This window comes from Kitasatospora sp. NPDC086801 (genome assembly GCF_044745805.1).
Lineage (GTDB): Bacteria > Actinomycetota > Actinomycetes > Streptomycetales > Streptomycetaceae > Kitasatospora.
This window is the reverse complement of the sequence record NZ_JBIVAX010000015.1, coordinates 57,069-80,571: the sequence shown is the minus strand read 5'-3', so window position 1 is coordinate 80,571 and position 23,503 is coordinate 57,069. Positions and strand designations below refer to the sequence as shown.

3 protein-coding genes are annotated in these 23,503 nt (G+C 75.7%); all 3 read left to right on the top strand.

Annotation, left to right across the window (positions count from 1 at the left end; all coding sequences use genetic code 11):
• Positions 1-14: 14 nt before the first annotated feature.
• From ACIPLC_RS18410 to ACIPLC_RS18400, 3 genes are read left to right on the top strand one after another with little or no spacing between them, the layout of a single operon-like run.
• Positions 15-6,359, top strand: a complete 6,345-nt coding sequence (locus ACIPLC_RS18410) for an amino acid adenylation domain-containing protein (protein ID WP_400474035.1) — start codon at positions 15-17, stop codon at positions 6,357-6,359.
• The gene (locus ACIPLC_RS18405; RefSeq protein ID WP_400474034.1) at positions 6,356-18,826 is read left to right on the top strand and encodes an amino acid adenylation domain-containing protein; all 12,471 of its coding nucleotides are present in this window, start codon (positions 6,356-6,358) and stop codon (positions 18,824-18,826) included. The genes ACIPLC_RS18410 and ACIPLC_RS18405 overlap by 4 nt, the downstream gene beginning before the upstream one ends.
• A 12-nt stretch (positions 18,827-18,838) precedes the next feature.
• Positions 18,839-23,449, top strand: coding sequence for an amino acid adenylation domain-containing protein (locus ACIPLC_RS18400; RefSeq protein WP_400474033.1), 4,611 nt, complete (start codon positions 18,839-18,841; stop codon positions 23,447-23,449).
• Positions 23,450-23,503: the final 54 nt, after the last annotated feature.

The following is a 23,503-nucleotide window of genomic DNA, read 5'->3' as shown; positions in this document are numbered from 1 at the left end:
GCTGGAGAGCGAACGTGACGATCACCAACGACAGTGTCCTGTCGCCGGCGCAGCAGCGCCTGTGGTTCCTGAACCGCTTCCAGGAGGGCGCCGCCGGCCACACCCACACGGTGGCGCTGCGGCTGGCCGGCGGCCCGGGTCCGGAGCAGCTGCGCGCCGCGTTGGACGCCCTGGTCCGGCGGCATCCGCTGCTGGGCACCGTGCACCGCGAGGCCGAGGGCCGCTGCCGCCCCGAACCCGCCCCCGACGGCGGGGCGTTCGCCGGGCTGCGGCCCGAGCCGGTCGCCCCCGACGGGCTCGACGAGGCGCTGGCCCGGGCCGCCGGACAGGGCCTGGACCTCACCCGGGAGCCCCCGCTGCGGGCCCGGCTGCTGGCCACCGGGCCGGACGTCCACGTGCTGGTCCTGACCGTGCACGAGATCGCGGCCGACGAGCGCTCCCTCGCCGTGATCGTCGACGACCTGGCCCGGGCGTACGCGGCGGCCACCGCGCCGGCCGCCCCCGGCGAGCCGGAGCCCGCCCCGCAGTACGCCGCGGCGGCCGCCGCCGACCGGGAGCTGAACGGCGCCCCCGAGCGGCCCACCGAGCACGCCGCGGCCGAACTCGCCCACTGGCGCGCCACCCTGGACGGCGCACCGGCGCAGCTCGACCTGCCCGTCGACCGGCCGCGCCCCGCCGTCACCCGCTACGCCGCCGACGAGTACCGGACCACGCTGGACGGCCCGCCGGCCGCGGCCCTCGCCGACCTGGCCGCCGACTGCGGCACAGGCGTCGAGGCGGTGCTGCACGCCGCCGTCGTGGCGCTGCTCGGCCGCTTCGGCGCCGGTGCCGACGTCCCGCTGATCGGCAGCCTGCCCGGCCGCGACGACGGGCGGCGTGCCGCCGTGGTCGGCCCGCTGGCCAACCCGGTGGTGCTGCGGGTCGTCCGCCGGCCCGGCGCCTCCTTCCGCGAGCTGGTCCGCGACTGCGCGGCGGTCGCCGACACGGCCCGGCGCCACGGCGGCGTCCCGTTCGAGACCGTGGTCGGCGACCTGCGGCCCGAGCGCGCGCTCAACCGCCACCCGCTGGCCCAGGTGGCCTTCGACCTCGCCGAGGACCTGCCGGCCCGCCTCGACTTCGGCCCGCTCGACGCCCAGGTGGCCCAACTGCCCCGCCAGCAGTCCCCGTTCGACCTCCAGCTGCGCTTCCGCGCCGCGCCCGACGGCTCCGGGCTGCGCCTGGCCGCGACCTTCAGCACCGAACTGTTCGACGAGGCGACCGTCCGCCGGCTCACCGAGGCGCTGCCGCGCCTGCTGGCCGCCGCCGTCGCCGCGCCGGACGCCGACCCGGACGGCCACGAGGTGCTGGACCCGGCCGAGCGGCACGCCCTGCTGACCGCGTGGAACGCCACCGACCGGCCGGTGCCCGACGCCGACGTCTCCGCGCTGTTCCGGGCCCGGGCCGCCGCCCAGCCCGCGCGGACCGCCCTGATCGCCGGCGACACCGTGCTCAGCTACGCCGAACTGGACGACCGGGCCGAGCGGTTGGCCGGCGAGCTGCGCCGCCACGGCGCCGCCCCGGGCCGGCTCGTCGCGCTGGCGCTGCCGCGCTCCGCCGACCTCGTCGTCGCCCTGCTCGCGGTGGCCCGCACCGGCGCCGCCTACGTGCCGCTCGACCCCGACTACCCGGCCGACCGGATCGGCTACATCCTCGACCACGCCGCCCCCTCGGCGCTGGTCACCGACACCGCGACGGCCGGGCGGCTGCCCGCCACCGCCGCCCACCGGGTGCTGCTCGACGACGAGCAGGTGCGCGCCCGGCTGGCGACGGAGCCCGCCCCGCCGCAGGGCCCCGCCGCGACCGCCGCCGACCCGGCCTACGTCATCTACACCTCCGGCTCCACCGGCCGCCCCAAGGGCGTCGTCATCAGCCGCCACGCGCTGACCAACTTCCTGGTGTCGATGGCCGACCTCTTCCCGCTCGCGGCCGAGGACGTCTGGACGTCCGTCACCACGATCGCCTTCGACATCGCCGCCCTGGAGCTCTACCTGCCGCTGGTCGGCGGCGCCACCGTGGTCCTCGCCGACCGCGCGACCGTCACCGACCCCGCCGGGCTGGGCGCCCTGGTCGGCCGCACCGGCACCACGATCATGCAGGCCACCCCCAGCCTCTGGCAGGCCCTGTGCGACGAGGCCCCGCAGGCGGTGCGCGGCCTGCGGATGCTGGTCGGCGGGGAGGCCCTGCCGGCCGCCCTCGCCGAGCGGATGCGGGCGCTCGGCAGCGAGGTCACCAACCTGTACGGGCCCACCGAGACCACCATCTGGTCCACCGCCGCCCGCCTCGACGACCGCCCCGGCGCGCCGACCATCGGCCGGCCGATCGGCAACACCCGCGTCCGGGTCCTCGACGAGGCGCTGCGCCTGGTACCGGTCGGCGTCGCCGGCGAGCTGTACCTCGCCGGGGACGGCGTCGGCACCGGCTACCTGCACCGCGAGGACCTCACCCGGGACCGCTTCCTGCCCGACCCGTACGGCGCCGAGGGCGAGCGCATGTACCGCACCGGCGACATCGTCCGCTGGGCCGCCGACGGCAACCTGGAGTACGTCGGCCGCGCCGACTTCCAGCTGAAGGTCCGCGGCTTCCGGATCGAGCCCGGCGAGATCGACGCCGTCCTGGAGCGGCACCCCGCGGTGGCCCGCGCCGTCACCGTCGCCCGCGAGTACGCGCCCGGCGACACCCGGCTGGTCGCCTACGTGGTGCCGGCCGGCGAGGGCGGCGCCGACCCGGCCGAACTGCGCGCGCACGCCGCCGCCACGCTGCCCGGGTACATGGTCCCGGCCGTGGTGGTGCCGATCCCCGAGATCCCGCTGACCCCCAACGGCAAGACCGACCGGGCCGCGCTCCCCGACCCGGGCACCGCCGCGACCGGCAGCGGGCACGGGCCGCGCAGCGCCCGCGAGGAGCAGCTCTGCGACCTGTTCTGCGAGGTGCTCGGCGTCGCCTCGATCGGCGTCGACGACAGCTTCTTCGACCTCGGCGGCCACTCCCTGCTCGCCACCCGGCTGATCGGGCGCATCCGCTCGGTGCTGGACGTCGAGGTGCCGATCCGCACCCTGTTCGAGTCGCCCACCGTCGCCGGGCTGGCCGGTCGGCTGGGCAGCGAGCCCGCCCGCCGGGCCGGGCTGGTGCCGGTCGACCGCGACCGGCCGCTGCCGCTCTCCTACGGCCAGCAGCGGCTCTGGTTCCTGTACGACTACGAGTCCCAGGGCACCGAGTACAACTCGCCGCTCGGCCTGCGGCTGACCGGGCCGCTCGACCGGGACGCCCTCGGGCGCGCCGTCGACGCCCTGGTGGCCCGGCACGAGGCGCTGCGCACCACCTTCGCCACCGAGGGCGGCCAGGGCGTGCAGGTCGTCCACGCCCCCGCCCACCGGCCGGTGCGCTTCACCGACCTCGCGGCCGAGGGGCGCGTCGACGACCTCGACCAGCTGCTGCGCACCGAGCTGAGCCGCTCCTTCGACCTGCGCGGCGGCCCGCTGCTGCGCCCCTGGCTGATCCGGCTGGCCGATGCCGAGCACCTGCTCGTCCTCGACATGCACCACATCGTCACCGACGGCTGGTCCAAGGAGGTGATGGCCCGCGAGCTCGTCGCCCTGCTCGGCCAGGAGGCCACCGGCCGGCCCGCCGCGCTGAGCGAACTGCCCCTGCAGTACGCCGACTTCGCCGTGCACCAGCACGGCGACCGGGGCGCGCGGGAGGCCGCCGACCTCGCCTACTGGAAGCGCCGGCTCGACGGCGTGGTGCCGCTGGAGCTGCCGACCGACCGGCCCCGGCCCGCCACCCGCGCCACCCGGGGCGCCGGCCACTCCTTCGAGCTGAGCCCCGAGCTGGTGGCCGCCCTCACCCGGCTCTGCCGCCGGGAGGGCGTCACCCTGTTCACCGTCCTCACGGCGGGCGTCCAGCTGCTGCTGTCCCGGTACGCGCGCCAGCGCGACGTCGCGGTGGGCACCATCGTCTCCGGCCGCGAGCACAGCGAACTGGAGGACGTGCTCGGCTTCTTCGTCAACACGCTGGTGCTGCGCGCCCGGACCACCCCCGACACGACCGTCGGGGCCTTCCTGGCCGACGTCCGGCAGGGCGTGCTGGAGGCCTTCACCCACCAGCACCTGCCGTACGACCGGCTGATCGACGAGCTCAAGCCGGACCGCGACCCCAGCCGCACCCCGCTGATCCAGGCCGCGCTGATGCTCAAGCGGGCCCAGGACGTGCTGCCCGGCCCGGACGGCCTGCGGGTCGAGGAGAGCGCCCTGCCGCGGATGCACGCGTTGTTCGACATCGGCTTCGAGTTCGAGGAGCGCGACGGGCGGCTCGGCGGCCTGGTCGAGTACAGCACGGCGCTCTTCGACCCGGAGACCGTCGCCCGGATCGCCCGCCACCTCACCGTGCTGCTGGAGGGCATGGCGGCGGCCGACCCGGACCGTCTGGTCGACGAGCTGCCGCTGATGGACGAGCAGGAACGCCGGCTGGTCACCACCGGCTGGAACGCCACCGCGACCGGCGCCCGGTTCCACACGGCGACCATCCACGGGCTGGTCGCCGACCAGGCCCGGCGCACCCCGGACGCCGCGGCCGTCACCACCGAGGACCGCAGCCTGACCTTCGCCGAACTCGACGCGCTGACGGACGCGCTGGCCCACCGGCTGGCCGACCGCGGCGTCGGCCCGGGCACCGTCGTCGGCGTCCGCACCCGGCGCGCCGCCGAGATGACGATCGCCCAGCTCGCCGTGCTCAAGGCCGGCGGCGCCTACCTGCCGCTCGACCCCGAACTGCCCGACGACCGGACGGTCTACGTGCTCCAGGACGCCGGGGTGCCGGTGCTCCTCACCCAGCGCGACCTGCCCGGGCCCGAGGCGCCGGACGGCGTCGAGGTGCTGTACGTCGAGGACACCGGGCCCGGCACGCACGACGGGCCGCCCGAGGTCGCCGTCGGCCCGTCCGACCTCGCGTACGTGATCTACACCTCGGGCTCCACCGGCCAGGCCAAGGGCGTGCTGATCGAGCACCGCGGCGTGGTCAACCTGTGCGACTGGTACCGGGACTTCTTCGACGCCGGGCCCGGCGACCGGGCCACCCAGATGGTGCCGCCCGGCTTCGACCCGACGGTGCTGGAGCAGTGGGGCGCCCTCGCCTGCGGCGTGGAGGTCCGCTTCGCCTCCGACCGCGTCCTGGAGGACCCGCACCTGCTCGCCGGCTGGATCGTCGAGCAGGGGATCACCCTCATCCTCATCCCGGCGCCGCGCCTGGAGGCCCTGCTCGACCAGCCCGCACTGCACCGGGGCCGGGTGCGCCACATCCTCACCGGTGCCGACGTGGTGCGCCGCCGGCTGCCGCGCGGCTCCACGATGGCCCTGTCCAACCTGTACGGCCCGACCGAGACCACCGTGCTCACCACCGGCACGGTGCTGGAGGCGGAGGAGGACGCCCCGGTCGGGCGGCTGCCCTCGATCGGCCGGCCCATCGCCAACACCACCGGCTACGTGCTCGACGAGCGCCGCGAGCCCGTCCCGGTGGGCGTGCCCGGCGAACTGTTCGTCGGCGGCGCCGGGGTGGCCCGCGGCTACCTGGGCCGCCCGGAGCTCACCGAGGAGCGGTTCGTCCCGGACCACCTCGCCGCCACCGCCGGCTCGCGGCTGTACCGCACCGGCGACCTCGTCCGCTGGCTGCCCGACGGCACGATCGAGTTCCTCGGGCGGATCGACAACCAGGTCAAGGTGCGCGGCTACCGGATCGAGCTGGGCGAGATCGAGACCGCGCTGCTCGACGACGAGAGCGTCGAGCAGACCGCGGTGGTCGCCCGGACCCAGCCGTCCGGCCAGACCGCGCTGACCGGCTACGTGGTGCCCGCGGACGGCGCCGCCGACCCGGAGAAGATCCGGGCCCGGCTCGCCGAGCGGCTGCCCGGCTACATGGTCCCCCCGGTCGTCATGGTCCTGGACGCGTTCCCGATGACCACGAGCGGCAAGATCGACCGGCGGGCCCTGCCGGAGCCGGTGGAGCAGCGGCCGGCCGGCGAGCCCACCGCGCCCCGGGACGAGACCGAGGAGGCGCTGGCCGGGATCTGGGCCGAGGTGCTGGGCGTGCCCGTCGTGGGAGCCGAGGACAACGTCTTCGACCACGGCGCCAACTCGGTGCTCACCCTCCAGGTCACCGCCCGGATCCGGGAGGTGTTCGGCGTCGGGGTCTCGGCCCGGCACGTGTTCGCCGCCCGCACCGTGGCGGCCCTGGCGGACCAGGTCCGCAAGCAAGTACTCGAAGACGTGCGCCGGACACCGGCGGACCGGACGACGACGCGCGGTGGCGCGCGGGGGAGCAACCGATGACAGACCAGCGACACAGCGAGGGCCAGGACGCCGACGAGATCCTGCGGCAGCGGCTGGCGGCCGCCGGCGGCGGCGACCGCGACGCGATCCGGCCCGGCGGAGACGGCCCGGCCCCGCTCTCCTTCGGTCAGGAACGGCTCTGGTTCCTCCAGGAGTTCGAGACCGACGCGGTCGAGTACACCACCTCCTTCGGCCTCCGGCTGCGCGGCGGCCTCGACCTGGCCGCGCTGCGCACCGCGCTGACCGGCCTGGTCGAGCGGCACGAGCCGCTGCGCACCGTCTTCACCACCGAGGACGGCGTGGCCCGCCAGGAGGTCCGGCCCGCCTACGCCCCGGACACCGAGCCGGTGGACCTGAGCGCGCTGGGCGCCGAGGAGCGGGAGGCCGAGTTCGCCGCGCTGCTGCGCCGCGAACTCGCCACCCCCTTCGACCTCGCCAGCGGCCCGCTGCTGCGCTCCACGGTCGTGCGGCACGGCCCGGACGACCACGCGCTCTTCCTCAACCTGCACCACATCGCCGCCGACGGCTGGTCCAAGGGCCTGCTGACCGGCGAACTCGGCGAGCTCTACCGGGCCGCCGTCGAGGGCCGCCCGCACACCCTCGCCCCGCTGCCGGTCAGCTACCGCGACTACTCCCGCTGGCAGCGCGAGCGCTGCACCGACGACCGCCTGGCCGGTCAACTGGACTACTGGCGCGACGAGTTGGCGGACATCCAGCCGCTGGAGCTGCCCACCGACCGGCCCCGCCCGGCGGTGCGCACCACCGTCGGCGCCCTGCACGCCTTCCAGGTCGACGCCGAGGTCGCCGCCGGCCTCGACACGCTCGGCGCCGAACGCGGCACCACGCTCTTCGCCGTGCTCGCCGCCGCCACCCAGGTGCTGCTGGCCCGGCACACCGGCCAGCGCACCGTAGGCCTCGGCACCGTGTCGGTGGGCCGCGACCGCACCGAACTGGAGCCGCTGGTCGGTTTCTTCGTCAACACCCTGGTCCTGCACGGCCGGATCGACCTGGACGAGGCCTTCGGCGACCTGCTGGAGCGCACCACCGACCAGCTCTGGGACGCCCTCAGCAGCCAGGACGTCCCCTTCCACCGCCTGGTGGACGAGATCCAGCCCGAGCGCGACCCGAGCCGGACCCCGCTGGTGCAGGCCGCCCTGGTGCTCCAGAACGCGCCCGGCGGCCTGCCCGACTTCGGCGGCCCGGCCGTCGAGGAGTTCCGCGCGCCCTCGGTGTCCTCCATCTTCGACCTGACCCTGGAGTTCGCCCCGGCCGCCGACGGCACGCTGGGCGGGACGGTGGAGTACAACACCGACCTGTTCGACGCCTCGACCATCGACGCGCTCTGCACCCGCCTGCTGCTCCTGCTGGCGGGCGTCGCCGCCGACGCCGACCGCCCGGTCGGCGACCTGCCGCTGCTCACCGCCGCCGAACTCACCACCGTCACCCGCGACTGGGCCGAGAACCGGGTGCCCTACCCGGCCGACCGGACCGTCCACTCGCTGGTCGCCGAGCAGGCCGCGGCCACCCCCGACGCCGTCGCCGTCACCGCCGCCGAAGGAGAGTTGACGTACCGTCAGCTCGACGAGCGGGCCGACCGGCTGGCCCACCTGCTGCTCGACCGGGGCGCCCGCCCCGGGCAGCACGTCGCGGTCTGCCTGCCCCGCGGCACCGGCCTGGTCGTCGCCCTGCTGGCCGTGCTCAAGGCCGGCTGCGCCTACGTGCCGCTGGACCCGGACTACCCGGCCGACCGGCTGGAGTTCATGCTCGCGGACACCGGGGCCGCGCTCTGCGTCACCGACCGGGAGCTGCTCGAACGGCTGCCCGACCTGGCCGTCCCGGCCCTGCTGCCCGCCGAGCGCACCGCCGAGCTGGCCGCCCTCCCGGCCGGGCCGCCGAGCACCGGCGCGGGGCCGGAGAGCGCCGCCTACGTCATCTACACCTCCGGCTCCACCGGCAAGCCCAAGGGCGTCGTGGTCGAGCACCGCGCCATCGTCCGGCTGGTCCGCGGGGCCGACTACGCCCCGCTGGCGGCCGACGACGTGGTGGCGCAGGTCGCCGACGCCACCTTCGACGCGGCGACCTTCGAGTTCTGGGGCCCGCTGGTGGCCGGGGCGCGGATCGCCGTCATCACCAAGGACGTCCTGCTCGACCCGCCGGCCTTCGCCGCCGCACTGCGCTCGACCGGCGCCACCGCGATGTTCCTCACCGCCGGCGTCTTCAACCAGGTCGTCGGCCTGGAGCCCACCGCCTTCGGCGGCATGCGCCACCTGCTGGTCGGCGGAGAGGCGCTCAACCCGCGCCGGATCGCCGAACTGCTGGCCGGCGGCGCCCCGCCGCAGCGGCTGGTCAACGGCTACGGCCCGACCGAGACCACCACCTTCGCCGTCTCCCACCTGATCCGCGAGACCGACGGCGTACGCGCCATCCCGATCGGACGCCCGATCTCCAACACGGCCGTGTACGTCCTCGACGAGCGCCGCCGCCCCGTCCCGCCCGGCACGCCCGGCGAACTCTGGATCGCCGGCCCCGGCGTCGCCCGCGGCTACCTGGGCCGCCCGGAGCTGACCGAGGAGCGCTTCCAGCCCTCGCCGTTCGCGGCGGAGCCCGGCGAGCGGATGTACCGCACCGGGGACGTGGTGCGCTGGGCCGACGGCCTGGTCGAGTACCTCGGCCGCGCCGACACCCAGGTCAAGGTCCGCGGCTACCGGATCGAGCCCGGCGAGGTCGAAGCCGTCCTGGAGGCCCACCCCGCGGTGGCCGAGGCCCTGGTGGTCGCCCTCACGGACGGCGACCACAAGCGGCTGGTCGGCTACCTGCGCGCCGAGCCCGGCGCCGTCATCGCGCCGCAGGACCTGCGGGCCTTCGCCGAGCAGCGGCTGCCCTCCTACAGCGTTCCGACCGCCTTCGCCACCCTCGACGCCTTCCCGCTCACCCCCAACGGCAAGGTCGACGTCCGGGCCCTGCCGGCGCCGGACGCCCCCCTGGAGCGGGAGGACTACCGGGCCCCCGAGGACCCGGCCGAGCAGGCGCTCGCCGAGGTCTGGTCGGAGGTGCTCGGCATCGGCAAGGTCGGCGTCGACGACAACTTCTTCGAACTCGGCGGCGACTCCATCCTGAGCATCCAGGTGGTCGCCCGGGCCCGCCGGGCCGGACTCGTCATTACCTCGAAGGACATCTTCTCCCGGCAGTCGCTCGCCGACCTCGCCCGCGCCGCCCGCCCGGTGGAGGAGGCCCCGGTCGTCCAGGCCGACGCGGACGACCACGAGCCGGCCCCGCTCGGCCCCGTCCAGGAGTGGTTCTTCGCCCACCACACCCGCGGCGCCCACCACTTCAACCAGTCCGTGCTGATCACCCTGGACGGCGCGGTCGACGAGCCCGCGCTGGCCCGCGCCCTGGCCGGCCTCGTCCGCCGGCACGAGGCCCTGCGCACCCGCTTCGCCACCGGCCCCGACGGCCGGCGGGTCCAGACCGTCAGCGCGCCGGACGCCGACGCCGTGCCGGCCGAGGCCCGGATCGAGCGGATCACCCTCGACCAGGCCGCCCCCGGGGAGCGCGCCGCCGCCATGCGCACCCTCGCCGAGGCCGCGCAGGCCTCGCTGGACCCGGCCGAAGGGCCGCTGGTGCGCACCCTGCTGTTCGACCACGGCGTCGGCGAGCCCGCGCGGCTGCTGCTCACCGTGCACCACCTGGCCGTGGACGGCGTCTCCTGGCGGATCCTCCTGGAGGACCTGGAGAGCGCCTACCGGCAGGCCGTCCGCGGCGAGGACGTCGACCTCGGCCCGGCCGGCACCTCGTACCGCGGCTGGGCGCGCCGCCTCGCCGCCTTCACCCGGGACGGCGGCCTGGACGACGAGCTGGCGCACTGGGCCCGCCCGGTGCCGGCCGGCTCCGCCGACCTGCCCACCGACCGGCAGGGCCGCAACAGCGTCGGCGACACCCGCGCCGTCAGCGCCGGCCTCGACGCCGAGCGCACCCGGCAACTGCTCCAGGACGTGCCCGCCGTCTACCGCACCCAGGTCAACGACGTCCTGCTGACCGCGCTCGGCCGCGCGCTCGCCCGCTTCACCGGCCGGGCCCGCACCCTGATCACCCTGGAGGGCCACGGCCGCGAGGAGATCCTGGACGGCACCGACGTCTCCCGGACGGTCGGCTGGTTCACCTCGATCTTCCCGGTGCTGCTGGAGTCCCCGGCCGACCGCCCGCTCGGCCGGCTCATCCGCGACACCAAGGAACTGCTGCGCGCCGTGCCCGGCCGCGGCGCCGGCTACGGCCCGCTGCGCTACCTGCGCGGCGACCAGCCGCAGGCCGGCGCCCTGGCCGGGGCGCCGCAGCCCCAGGTCAGCTTCAACTACCTCGGCCAGTGGAGCGACGCCGCGGCCGGCAGCGAGCTGTTCCGCGCCGTCGAGCCGGACTACGGCCTGGACCACCACCCCGACGAGGAGCGGCCGCACCTGCTGGACATCGTCGGCGAAGTCCGGCACGGCGTGCTGACCTTCGACTTCCACTACGCGCCGCAGCGCCACGACCAGGCCACCGTGCAGCGGCTCGCCGACGACTTCGCGGCGGCCCTGACCGAACTCGTCGAGCACTGCCTAACCCCCGGCGCCGGCGGCGCCACCCCCGGCGACTTCCCGCTGCTCACCCTCGACCAGGCGACCGTCGACCGGCTGGTGCCGGCCGGCTCCACCGTCGAGGACATCCACCCGCTGACCCCGATGCAGAGCGGGATGCTCTTCCACACCCTCAACCAGGACGGCGTCGGCGCCTACTCCGACCACGTCGCCTTCCGGCTGGAGGGCGTCCGCGACGTCGACGCGCTGGCCGCCGCCTGGCAGCACGTGGTCGACCGCACCCCCGCGCTGCGCACCCGGCTGGTCTGGGACGGCGTCCCCGAGCCCGTCCAGGTGGTCGAGCGCACCGCCCGGCTGACGGTCCGCCGCCTCGACTGGACCGGCCTGCCCGCCGCCGAACTGGACCGCCGGCTCAAGGCGCTGATCGACGAGGAGCGCGCCACCGGGATCGAGCTGTCCCGGGCGCCGCTGATGCGCCTCGCCCTCGCCCGCGAGGACGAGCGGACCGTCCGCGTCGTGTGGACCTTCCACCACGCCGTCCTGGACGGCTGGAGCACCTCGCACCTGTTCGCCGACCTCTTCGCCGCCTACCAGGCGCTCACCGACGGCAGGGGCAAGGCCCCGGCCCTGCCCGAGCGCCGGCCGTTCCGCGACTACGTCGCCTGGCTGGCCCGGCAGGACAAGGACGCGGCCGCCGCCCACTGGAGCGCCCTGCTGGGCGACCTGGACGCGCCGACCCAGCTGCCCTTCGGCCGCTCGGTGCCCCAGGGCCACGAGTCCCAGTCCGCCGGGCAGGTCCGGGTGGGCCTGTCCGGCGCCGAGACCGACGCGCTGGTCGCGATGGTCCGCCGCCACCGGCTCACCCTCAACACCGCCGTCCAGGGCGCCTGGGCGATCCTGCTGGCCCGCCACTCCGGGCAGCGCGACGTCTGCTTCGGCACCACCGTGGCCGGCCGCCCGACCGAGCTGCCCGGCGCCGACACCATGGTCGGCAACCTGCTCAACACCCTGCCGCTGCGCACCGAGGTCGACCAGGACGCCCCGCTGGTGGAGTGGCTGGCGGCCCTCCAGGCCGAGCAGGCCGAATCCCGGCGCTTCGAGTACTCCTCGATCGCCGAGATCCAGCGCAGCAGCAAGGTCCCGCGCGGCAGCGCGCTGTTCCAGACCCTGGTGGTGTTCGAGAACTACCCGGGCAACGGGGCCGCCGCCGAACGCCACGGACTGCGGCTCAGCGACGTCCGCGCCGTCGACACCACCAGCTTCACGCTGGACCTCACCGCCTACGACGACGACGGCTCGCTGACCCTGCTGCTCTCCTACGACCCGGCGCTCTACGACCGCGCCCAGGCCGAGGTGCTGGCCGACCAGCTCGCCGTCCTGCTCGGCAGCATGCCCACCGCCCCCGGCCAGCGGGTCGGCGACGTCCCGATGCTGTCGCTGCGCGCCCGCGACCGCGTCCTGTACGAGTGGAACGACACCGGCACCCCGGGCGCCGACGCCTGCCTGCACGAGCTGATCGCCGAACAGGCGCAGCGGACCCCGGACGCCGAGGCGGTGGTCTTCGAGGAGACCGCGCTGACCTACGCGGACCTGGAAGCCCGGGCCAACCGGCTGGCCCAGCACCTCGTCGGCCAGGGCATCGGCCCGGAGACCGTCGTCGCCATCTGCCTGGACCGAGGCCCGGACACCGTCGTCGCCGCCCTCGGCGTCCTCAAGGCCGGCGCCGCCTACCTGCCGCTGGACCCCACCCACCCCGCCGAGCGGCTGCGCCTGGTGCTGGACGACAGCGCCGCCGCGATGCTCGTCACCCAGCGGGACCTCGCCGAGCGGCTCCCGCTGTGCGACGCGACCGTGCTCTGCCTGGACGCCGACCGCGAGGAGATCGACAGCTGGCCCGCCGAGGCGCCCAGCACCGAGGTGACCCCGGACAACCTCGCCTACGTCATCTATACCTCCGGCTCCACCGGCAAGCCCAAGGGCGTCACGGTCGAGCACCGCAGCGTCGCCCGGGCCGCCGCCGCCTGGCGCGAGGCCTACCGGCTCGACCGCGGCCCCGTCCGCCAGCTCAACCTCGCCAGCATGGCCTTCGACGTCTTCGTCTCCGACCTGACGCACGCGCTGACCACCGGCGGTGCCCTGGTGCTCTGCCCGAAGGACGCCACCACCGACCCGGTGCGCCTGCTCGACCTGATGGAGCGCCAGCGCGTCACCCACGTCGAGACGGTGCCCTCGCTGGCCAACGCGCTGGCCGACGAGGCCGCCCGCAGCGGCCGGGCCTTCCCGCCGCTGCGCTACCTGGCCGTCGGCTCGGATAACTGGCGCACCGACGACTGCCGGCGGCTGCTGAAGAGCGTCGCCCCCGGCACCGTCGTGCTCAACTCCTACGGCGTCACCGAGGCCACCGTCGAGTCCTCGTACTTCACCGTCACCCCGCAGAGCCTGCCGGACGTCGCGTCCGTGCCGATCGGCCGGCCCATCCCGGGCACCCGGATGTACGTCCTGGACGCGGACCTGGAGCCGCTGCCGGTCGGCGTCGTCGGCGAGCTCTACCTCGGCGGCAGCGGCGTCACCCGGGGCTACCTGGGCCGCCCCGACCTCACCGAGGAGCGCTTCTCCGCCGACCCGTTCACGCCCCACCCCGACGGCCGGCTCTACCGCACCGGCGACCAGGCCCGCTTCCTGCCCACCGGCGACGTCGAGTTCCTCGGCCGCGGCGACGACCAGGTCAAGATCCGCGGGTTCCGGGTGGAACTCGCCGAGATCGAGGCCGTCCTGCGCCGCCACCCCGACGTCCTGGAGGCCGTCGCGGCGCTGCGCTCCGAGCCGGGCGCCGTCCTGACCGGGTACGTCGTGCCCCGGCCGGACACCGCGCCGGAGAGCGCCGAACTGCGCCGCTACCTGGAGGGCTCGCTGCCCCGCCACATGGTGCCGCAGGCCTTCGTCCGGCTCGACCGGCTGCCGCTGAACGCCAACGGCAAGGTGGACCGGCGGGCGCTGCCGGCCGCGGCCGCCGACGACCGCCCGGTCACCACCAGGACGGCCCCCCGCAACCCCGCCGAGCAGGCGCTCGCCGGGCTCTGGGCGGAGGTCTTCCGGGTGCCCGAGGTCGGCGTCGACGACAACTTCTTCGACCTGGGCGGTGACTCGATCCTGAGCATCCAGGTCGTCTCCCGGGCGCGGCAGTTGGGACTGCGCCTCAGCTCGCAGGACATCTTCAGCCACCAGACCATCGCCGGGATCGCCGCGGCGATCTCCACCCACGAACCCGAGGAGCCGGCCGGCGTGAACACCGAACCCGTCACCGGAAGGGCGCCGCTGACCCCGATCCAGCGCGCCTTCTTCCACCACCACACCGAGGCCCCCCAGCACAGCACCATGTCCGTGCTGGCCGAGCTGCGCGAACTCCCCGACGAGGCGCACCTGCGCACCGCGCTAGACGCCCTCCTCACCCACCACGACGCCCTGCGCACCCGCTTCCGCACCGTCTACGGCCGCTGGCAGCAGGAGATCGCCGCCCCCGGCGACGGCTGGCCGCTGGAGCGGCTGGACCTCACCCTGGAGGCCGACCCGGAGGGCGCGCTGCTGGCCGCCGCCACCGCCGCCCAGTCCGGCTTCGACCTGGCCGAAGGCCCGCTGGTGCGGGCCGTGCTGGCCGACCTCGGCGGCACCGCCGGCGCCCGGCTCTTCCTCACCGCCCACCACCTGGTGGTCGACGCGGTCTCCTGGCAGACCCTGCTCGGCGACCTGGAGACGGCCTACCGGCAGGCCGCCGAGGGCCGGCCGGTCGACCTCGGCTCGCGCGGCACCTCCTTCCTCGACTGGTCCCGCCGGCTCTCCGAGCACACCGCGGTCGGCGGCTTCGACGAGGAGCTGGACCACTGGTTCGCGGCCGGCCGCGCCGGCGGCGAGCCGCTGCCCGCCGACCTCACCGGCACCCCGACCGTCGCCACCGCCGCCGCCGTCCGGGTCGGCCTGGACGCGGACAGCACCGACGCGCTGCTGCGCGAGGTCCCCGCGGTCTACCGCACCCAGGTCAACGACGTCCTGCTGACCGCGCTCGCCCGGGTGCTCGCCGACTGGACCGGCCGCTCCGCCGTCCTGGTGGACCTGGAGGGCCACGGCCGCGAGGAGATCTTCGACGACGTCGACCTGAGCCGCACCACCGGCTGGTTCACCACCTCCTTCCCGGTCGCCCTGGACACCGCCGACGGCGCCGACTGGGGCGCCCGGCTGCGCTCCGTCAAGGAGCAGCTGCGGGCCGTCCCGCAGCGCGGCCTCGGCTACGGCGCGCTGCGCCACCTCAGCCCGGCCGGGGCGCCCGGCGAACTGCTGGCCGAAGGCCCCCGCGCCCAGGTCGGCTTCAACTACCTCGGCCGGGTCGTCGACGGCCACGGCGGCGGCCTGCTGCACGACGTGCGGCTCGGCTACGGCACCGAGCAGGCGCCCGGGGAACTGCTGGAGTACCCGCTCGACATCGTGGCGTACGTGCGCGACGGCAAGCTCGGCTTCGAGCTGTTCCACTCCACCGCGACCCACACCACCGAGACCGTCCAGCGGGTCGGCGACCAGCTGGTCGAGGCCCTGCGCGGGATCGTCGCGCACTGCCGCGAGGCCGGCGCCGCCGCCTCCGGGGCCACCCCCTCGGACTTCCCGCTCGCCCGGGTCGACCAGCCGCTGCTGGACGAGCTGACCCGCTCGGGCCGGATCGCCGACCTCTACCCGGCCACGCCGATGCAGCACGGCCTGCTGTTCCACAGCCTCACCGAGGAGGGCGAGGGCGTCTACCTCGGCCAGCTGTCCTTCCTGCTGGAGGGCGGCGTGGACGCGGACGCCTTCGCCGAGGCCTGGCAGCGCCTCGCCGACCGGACCCCGATGCTGCGCACCGCCTTCGCCCGGGTGGACACCGACCAGCCGCTCCAGGTGGTCCGCGAGCACGTCACCGTGCCCGTCGAGCGGCTGGACTGGAGCGCCCTGCCGGCGGCCGAGCGCGAGCAGCGGTTCGCCGCCCACCTCGCCGAGGACCGCACCCGCGGCATCGACCTGGCCGTGGCGCCGCTGATGCGCCTGGCCCTGATCGACGAGCCGGACGGCGCCCTGCGGGTCGTCTGGACCTCGCACCACCTGCTGCTGGACGGCTGGAGCAGCGCCGAACTGGTCTCCGAGGTGGTCGACGACTACCTCCGGCTCACCGGCCACGACCGGCCCGGCCCGGCCGCCCGCCGCCCGTTCCGCGACTACGTGGCCTGGCTCGGCGAGCAGGACCTGGCCGAGGCCGAGCGCTACTGGCGCGGGCAGCTCGACGGCTTCACCGCCCCGACCGCCCTGCCGGCCGACCGGGCCGGCGAGGAGGCGGCCCGCCAGGGCAGCGAGGCGACCAGCGTCTTCCAGCTGGAGCCCGAGGTCACCGAGCGGCTCGCCGAGGTCGCCCGGCGCCACCGGCTCACCACCAACACGCTCGCCCAGGGCGCCTGGGCGCTGACGCTCTCGCGCTACGCGGGGGAGCGGGAGGTCTGCTTCGGCTCGGCCGTCTCCGGCCGCCCCGCCGACCTGCCCGACGTCGAGTCGATGATCGGCCTGTTCATCAACAACCTGCCGGTGCGGGTCGAGGTCCGCCCCGAGCAGCCCGTCCTCGACTGGCTGGGCGACCTCCAGCGCGGCCAGGTCCAGGCCCGCAGCCACGAGTACGTCTCGCTGGCCCAGATCCGCGGCTGGACCGGACTGCCCGCCGGGGTCGACCTGTTCGACAGCTACGTGGTCGTCGAGAACTACCCCTTCGACGGCGAGATGGGCTCCGACCAGGGCATCCGGATCCGCGACGTGCGCTCCCAGGAGCCCACCAGCTACGCCATGGTGCTCGCGGTCTTCGCCGGAGAGCAGCTCTCCTTCCGGCTCGCCTACGACCCCGGGCTCTTCGACGCCGACACCGCCGACCGGGTCACCGGCGACCTGCGGGCCCTGCTGGAGGAGATCGCGGCCGAGCCCGAGCGCACCCTCGCCGAGCTGCGCGCGCTGGCCCCCGCCCACCGGGAGCGGCTGCTCACCGGCCACAACGAGACCGCCACCGCGCTCACCACCGACGCCCTGGTGCCCGAGCGGTTCGCCCGCCAGGCCGCCGCCACCCCGCAGGCCGTCGCCCTGGTCCACGGCGGCGAGCGGATCACCTTCGCCGAGCTGGACGAGCGGGCCAACCGGCTCGCCCACCACCTCGCCGACCGGGGCGTCGGCCCCGAGGTGCCCGTCGCGGTCTGCCTGCGGCGCGGCCCCGGCCTGATCACCGCGCTGCTCGCGGTGCTCAAGGCGGGCGGCGTCTACACCCCGCTGGACCCGGCCGCCCCGGCCGAGCGGCTGCGGCTGCTGGTCGAGGACGTCAAGCCCCGGGTGGTGATCGCCGACGAGGCCGCGAGCACCACGCTGGCGCTGCCCGCCGACGTCGCCCTGGTCGTCCCGGAGCGCGAGCGGGACGCGATCGCGGCCCGGCCCGGCACCGCCCCCGACCCGGACCTCGCCCCGGAGCACGCCGCCTACGTCATCCACACCTCCGGCTCCACCGGCAGGCCCAAGGGCGTGCTGGTCGAGCACGGCAGCCTGGCGAACCTGCTCGACAGCCACCTGCGGACGGTCTTCGAGCCGCTGCGCGAGGCCTGCGGCGACCGGCAGGTCCGGGTCGCCCACCTGGCGCCCGCGTCCTTCGACGCCTCCTGGAACCCGGTGCTGTGGATGGTCGCCGGCCACGAACTGCACCTGGTCGACGACGAGGTGCGGCGCGACGCGCACGCCCTGGTCGCCTACCGCGCCGAGCAGCGGATCGACTTCCTGCAGACCACCCCGTCCTGGTTCCGCCAGCTCGACGACGCCGGACTGCTCGCCCCCGGCACGCACCCGCTGCGCGGGGCGGCGCTCGGCGGCGAGGCGATCGGCCAGGCCCAGTGGGACCGGCTGCGCGCCCAGTCCGACCTGATCGCCTACAACTTCTACGGGCCCACCGAGGCCACCGTGGACGCGCTGGTCTGCCGGGTCGCCGACAGCCCCCGGCCCGTCCTCGGCCTGCCCGTCCAGAACGTCCGGGCCTACGTCCTGGACCCGGAGCGCAACCTCGCCCCGGTCGGCGCGCCCGGCGAGCTGTACCTGGCCGGCGACGGCCTGGCCCGCGGCTACCTGGGCCGCCCCGACCTGACCGAACAGGCCTTCCTGGCCGCGCCGTTCGACCCCAAGGAGCGGCTGTACCGCACCGGCGACCGGGTCCGCCGGCTGTCCGACGGCAAGCTGGAGTTCCTCGGCCGGCTCGACGACCAGGTCAAGCTGCGCGGCTACCGGATCGAGCCGGGCGAGATCACCGCGGCCCTGGACGCCCACCCGGGCGTCGCCGAGTCCGTCGTCCTGGTCCGCGGCGAGGCCGAGCACGCCCGCCTGGTCGCCTACCTGCGGCCGGCCGCAGGCGGCGTCCCCGGCGGCGCCGAGCTCGCCGGCTACCTCGCCGAGCGGCTCCCGGCCCACCTGGTGCCGGCCGCCTTCGTCGAGGTGGAGTCCTTCCCGCTCACCCGGCACGGCAAGATCGACCGGGCCGCGCTGCCCGACCCGGCCGAGACGGCCGTCGAGGCCACCGAGGAGTGGGTGGCGCCGCGCGACGAGACCGAGAAGCTGATCGCCGGGATCTGGTCCGAGACCCTGCACGTGGAGCGGGTCGGCGCGCACGACAGCTTCTTCGCCCTCGGCGGGCAGTCCCTGACCAGCGTGCAGGCGATCACCAGGATCAAGCAGACCTTCGGCATCCGGATCGCCTTCCGCAGCCTCCTGGAGAACCCCACCGTGGCGGGGGTGGCGCGACTCGTCGAGGACGCGCTGCTGGAGGAACTGGAGCGAGAGGCCGCGCGCCAGTCGGCGCCGGCGGCGGAGTGAGGGGCGACCAACATGAGTGAAACCCAGACGTCCACGTCCCGCGAGGACCGCATCGCGGCCCTGCCCGAACACCTGCGGGCCCTGCTGCGGGACCGCCTGGCGGGCGCCGAGGCACCCGCCCCCGAGGCCGCCGCGAGCACCGCGCTGCGCCCCGTCGACCGCAGCCGTCCGCTGCCGATGTCCTTCGCCCAGCAGCGGATGTGGTTCCTGTACGAGTTCGACCCGGAGTCCGTCGGCTACAACTCCTCCTTCGCGCTGCGGCTGCGCGGCGACCTCGACCGCGCGGCGCTGCACCGCGCGCTGTCCGCCGTCGTCGACCGGCACGAGGCGCTGCGCACCACCTACGACCAGGTGGACGGCGTCCCGGTGCAGGTCCCGCACCCGAGCGTGGACATCCCGCTGCCGGTCGTGGAGGCCGGCGGCGGGACGCCCGAGGAGCGGGAGGAGGAACTGCTGCGCCTGGTCCGCGAGGAGGCCGGCCGGCCCTTCGACCTGCGCACCGGCCCGGTGCTGCGGACCCTGCTCGTGCGGCTCTCCGACCGCGAGCACGTGCTCGTCCTGAGCATCCACCACATCGCCCACGACGGCTGGTCGCTGTCGATCGTCACCCGCGAGCTCGGCCAGTACTACGCGGCCGCGCTGAAAGGGCGCGAACCGGACCTGCCCGCCCCGGGGCCGCAGTACGCGGACTACTCGGTGTGGCAGCGCGAACGGGCCTCCGACGGGCGGCTCGACGAGCAGCTCGACTACTGGCGCGAGCAGCTCGACGGCGTCCCCGTGCTGGAGCTGCCGACCGACCGGCAGCGCCCCGCCGTGCCCACCGGGGCGGGCGCCTTCCACGAGTTCAGCGTCCCGGCGGCGACCGTCGCCGGGCTGCGTGAGCTCACCGAGTCCGCCGCGGCGACGCTGTTCATGACGCTCACCGCGGCCACCCAGCTGCTGCTGGCCCGGCTCTCCCGGCAGGAGGACGTCGCGATCGGCACCCCGGTGGCCGGCCGCGACGAGCCCGAACTCGCCGACCTGGTCGGCCTGTTCCTCAACACCCTGGTGCTGCGCGCCCGGCCCGAGCCGGGCCTGGGCTTCCGGGAGTTCCTGGGCCAGGTCCGGGACACCGTGCTGGCCGGCTTCGACCACGCGGAGGTCCCGTTCGAGCGGGTGGTGGACGCCGTCCAGCCCGAGCGCGACCCCAGCCGGATGCCGCTCGCCCAGGTGCTCATCGTCCTGCAGAACGCCCCCGAGGCGGTGCTCGACCTGCCCGGGCTGACCATGGAGCAGCTGGCCCTGCCGCAGGCGAGCACCGGCTTCGACCTCGTGGTGGCCTTCGAGGAGCGCCCCGACGGCAGCCTCTGGTCCGCCCTGGAGTACAGCACCGACCTGTACGACGAGGCCACGGTGCGCCGCTTCGCCGGCCACCTGACCACCCTGCTCGAATCTATCGCCGCCGACCCCGACCAGGAGCTGGGCCGGCTCGACCTGCTCAACCCCAAGGAGCACCACCGGCTCACCGTGGACTGGGCCCGCAACCCGGTGGCCTTCCCCGAACAGGACCCGGTGCACCTGCTGGTGGCCAAGCGGGCCGCCGAACGCCCCGACGCCCTCGCGGTGGTGCGCGGCGACGAGCGGCTCAGCTACGCCGAACTCGACCGCCGGGCCGGCCTGTTGGCCGAGGTGCTGCGCTCCCGCGGCACCCGCCCCGGCGACATCGTCGGGGTCTGCTGCGAGCGCGGCCCCGACCAGGTGGCCGCCACCCTCGCGGTGCTCAAGGCCGGTGCCGCCTTCCTGCCGCTGAACCCGCGCTTCCCGGCCGCCCGCCGGGAACTGATGCTGGCCGAGACCGGCGCCGGGTTCGTCCTCACCGAACGCTCGCTGGCCGCCGGCCCGGGCGAGTCCGCCGCCGAGCCGCTGATCCTGGAGGACCTGCGCCCGCAGCTCGACGCGCACACCGGACCGGTGCCCGGGGGTGACCGGGTGGGGCCGGACGCGCTCGCCTACGTCGTCTACACCTCCGGCTCCACCGGGACGCCCAAGGGCGTGCTGCTGGGCCACGGCGGCCTGACCAACGTGATCAACGCCTCGCGGCTGATCGTCGGCGCCGGGCCCGAGCACACGGTGACCCAGCTCTCCTCGCCCAGCTTCGACGGCGCGGTCTGGGAGACCTTCCTGGCCTTGGTCTCCGGCGCGGCGCTCGCCCTCCCGGCGAACGAGTCCGAGGCGCTCGGCAGCGAGCAGCTGCGCGCCATGGCGGGAGGCCGGCCCACCGTCCTCGCGCTGCCGCCCGCCGCGCTCGCGGCGGTCGAGCCCGAGGCGCTGCCCGTCGGCTCGGTGGTGCTCGCCGTCGGCGACCGCTGCCCGGTCGGCCTGGCCCGCAGGTGGTCGCGGGTCCACCGCTTCATCAACGGCTACGGCCCGACCGAGAACACCGTCGGCGCCACCATGTTCGAGGTCGAGGACGAGGAGGCCGGCGCCCGGCTGTCGATCGGCCGGCCGCTGCCCAACACCGAGGTCTACCTGCTGGACCCGCACGGCAACCCGGTGCCGCCCGCCGTCACCGGCGAGATCCACCTCGGCGGCCGCGGCGTCGCCCAGGGCTACCTGGGCCGCCCGGAGCTGACCGAGCAGCGGTTCGTCCCGCACCCCTTCGCGGACGACCCCGGGGCCCGGCTCTACCGCACCGGCGACCTCGGCGCCTGGCTGCCCGACGGGCGGATCGACTTCCGCGGCCGCGCCGACGACCAGGTCAAGATCCGCGGCTTCCGGGTCGAGCCCGGCGAGATCGAGTCGGCCATGCAGCGCCACCCCGCGGTCGACCAGGCCGCCGTGGTGGTCCGCGAGAGCGACCGCGGCAAGCAGCTCGTCGGCTACCTGGTCGCCGCGCCCGGCCGCGACCGGGGCGAGGCGGTCCGCGAGGTCCGCGAGGCCCTGACCGAGGAACTGCCCGCCTTCATGGTGCCCGCCGCGCTGATCCCGCTGGACGCGATGCCGCTCACCACCAACGGCAAGGTCGACCGGGACGCCCTGCCGGACGCCCGGGAGGCCCTGACCAGGGTCTCCACCCCGCCGAACGGCCCGGTGGAGACCGCGCTGGCCGAGGTGTTCCGCTCGGTGCTGGGCATCGAGGACGTCGGCGCCGAGGACGACTTCTTCCTGCTCGGCGGCGACTCCATCCTCTCCACCCAGGTGGTCGCCCGGGCTCGCCAGGAGGGCCTGCACTTCACCGCCCGGGACCTCTTCCAGCACAAGACCGTCGCCGCGCTCGCCAAGGCCGCCGGGACGGGGGAGAGCGGGCCGGCCGAGGAGGACCCGTACCGCACCGGGCCCGTGCCGCTGACCGCCGTGCAGCAGTGGTTCTTCGAGCACCACACCGTCAACCCGGACCACTTCAACCAGTCGCTGCTGTTCGAACTCGTCCCGGGCGCCGACGTCGAGGCCCTGCACGCGGCCCTGGCCGCGCTGGTCGGGCGGCACGACATGCTGCGCGCCCGCTACACCCGCGACGACGACGGCACCTGGTCCCAGGAAGTGGCGGCCGAGGCCGATGGCTGCTGGGACTTCCACCGGCTCGACCTCGCCGGGGTACAGGACGCCGAGGAGCGCGCCGCCGAGGCGTTCCGGCAGGCCCAGCGGGGCCTGCGGCTGGCCGACGGGCCGCTGCTGCGCGCCGTCCTCGCCGACCTCGGACCGGACCGCCCGGCCCGGCTGTTCCTCACCGCGCACCACCTGGTGGTCGACGGCGTCTCCTGGCGCATCCTGCTCGACGACCTGCGCTCCGGCTACGCCGACCTGACGGCCGGCCGGCCCCTCCGGCCCGCCCCGCGCTCCACCTCCTTCGGCCAGTGGTCCCGCCGACTGCGCGAGCACGCCCTGACCAGCGGCTTCGACGACGAGCTGGCGCACTGGCGGGCGCTGCCCGCACCCGCCGGGGAGCCCCTCGACACCGGCCGGTTCGGCGACCGCCGCACCGCGCGGCACACCCTGACCGAGGACGAGACTGAGGCGCTGCTGCGCCGGGTGCCCGGCGTGCTGCGCGCGCAGGTCCACGAGGTGCTGCTGACCGCCCTGGCCCAGGCGCTGGCCGCCCAGGGCCACGCCGACGACGGCGGCACCGTGATCGACCTGGAGGGGCACGGCCGCGAGGAGATCCTGGACGGGGTCGACCTGTCCCGCACCGTCGGCTGGTTCACCACGATCTACCCCGTCCTGCTCGACGTGCCCGCGGACCTGGCGCCGACCGCCGCCGTCCGGACGGCCAAGCGCCGGCTGCGCGCCGTCCCGCGCCGAGGCATCGGCCACGGCGTCCTGCGGCTGGCGGCGGCCGCCGCCGCCCGGGAGGACCTGCTGGTCCCGGCGCCCAGGGCCCGGATCGGCTTCAACTACCTCGGCCAGTGGGACAACCAGCTGCCCGAGGGGGACCGGCTGATCCTGAGCCACCTGGACCACGGCGGCGGCGACCACGAGCCGGGCGAGACCCGCACCTACGAGCTGGACGTCGCCGCCGCGGTCGAGGGCGGCCGGATGGAGCTGTCCTGCGTGTACGCGGGCGGCCGGTTCGACGAGGCGGCGGTCACCGCCCTGCTCCAGCGCATGCACGAGGCCCTGCGCGAGATCGTCCGGGCCTGCGGATGACCGGCCGGGCCGGTACGGACACGGCCCCGCGGGGCCGACGGAAGGAAGTGACCG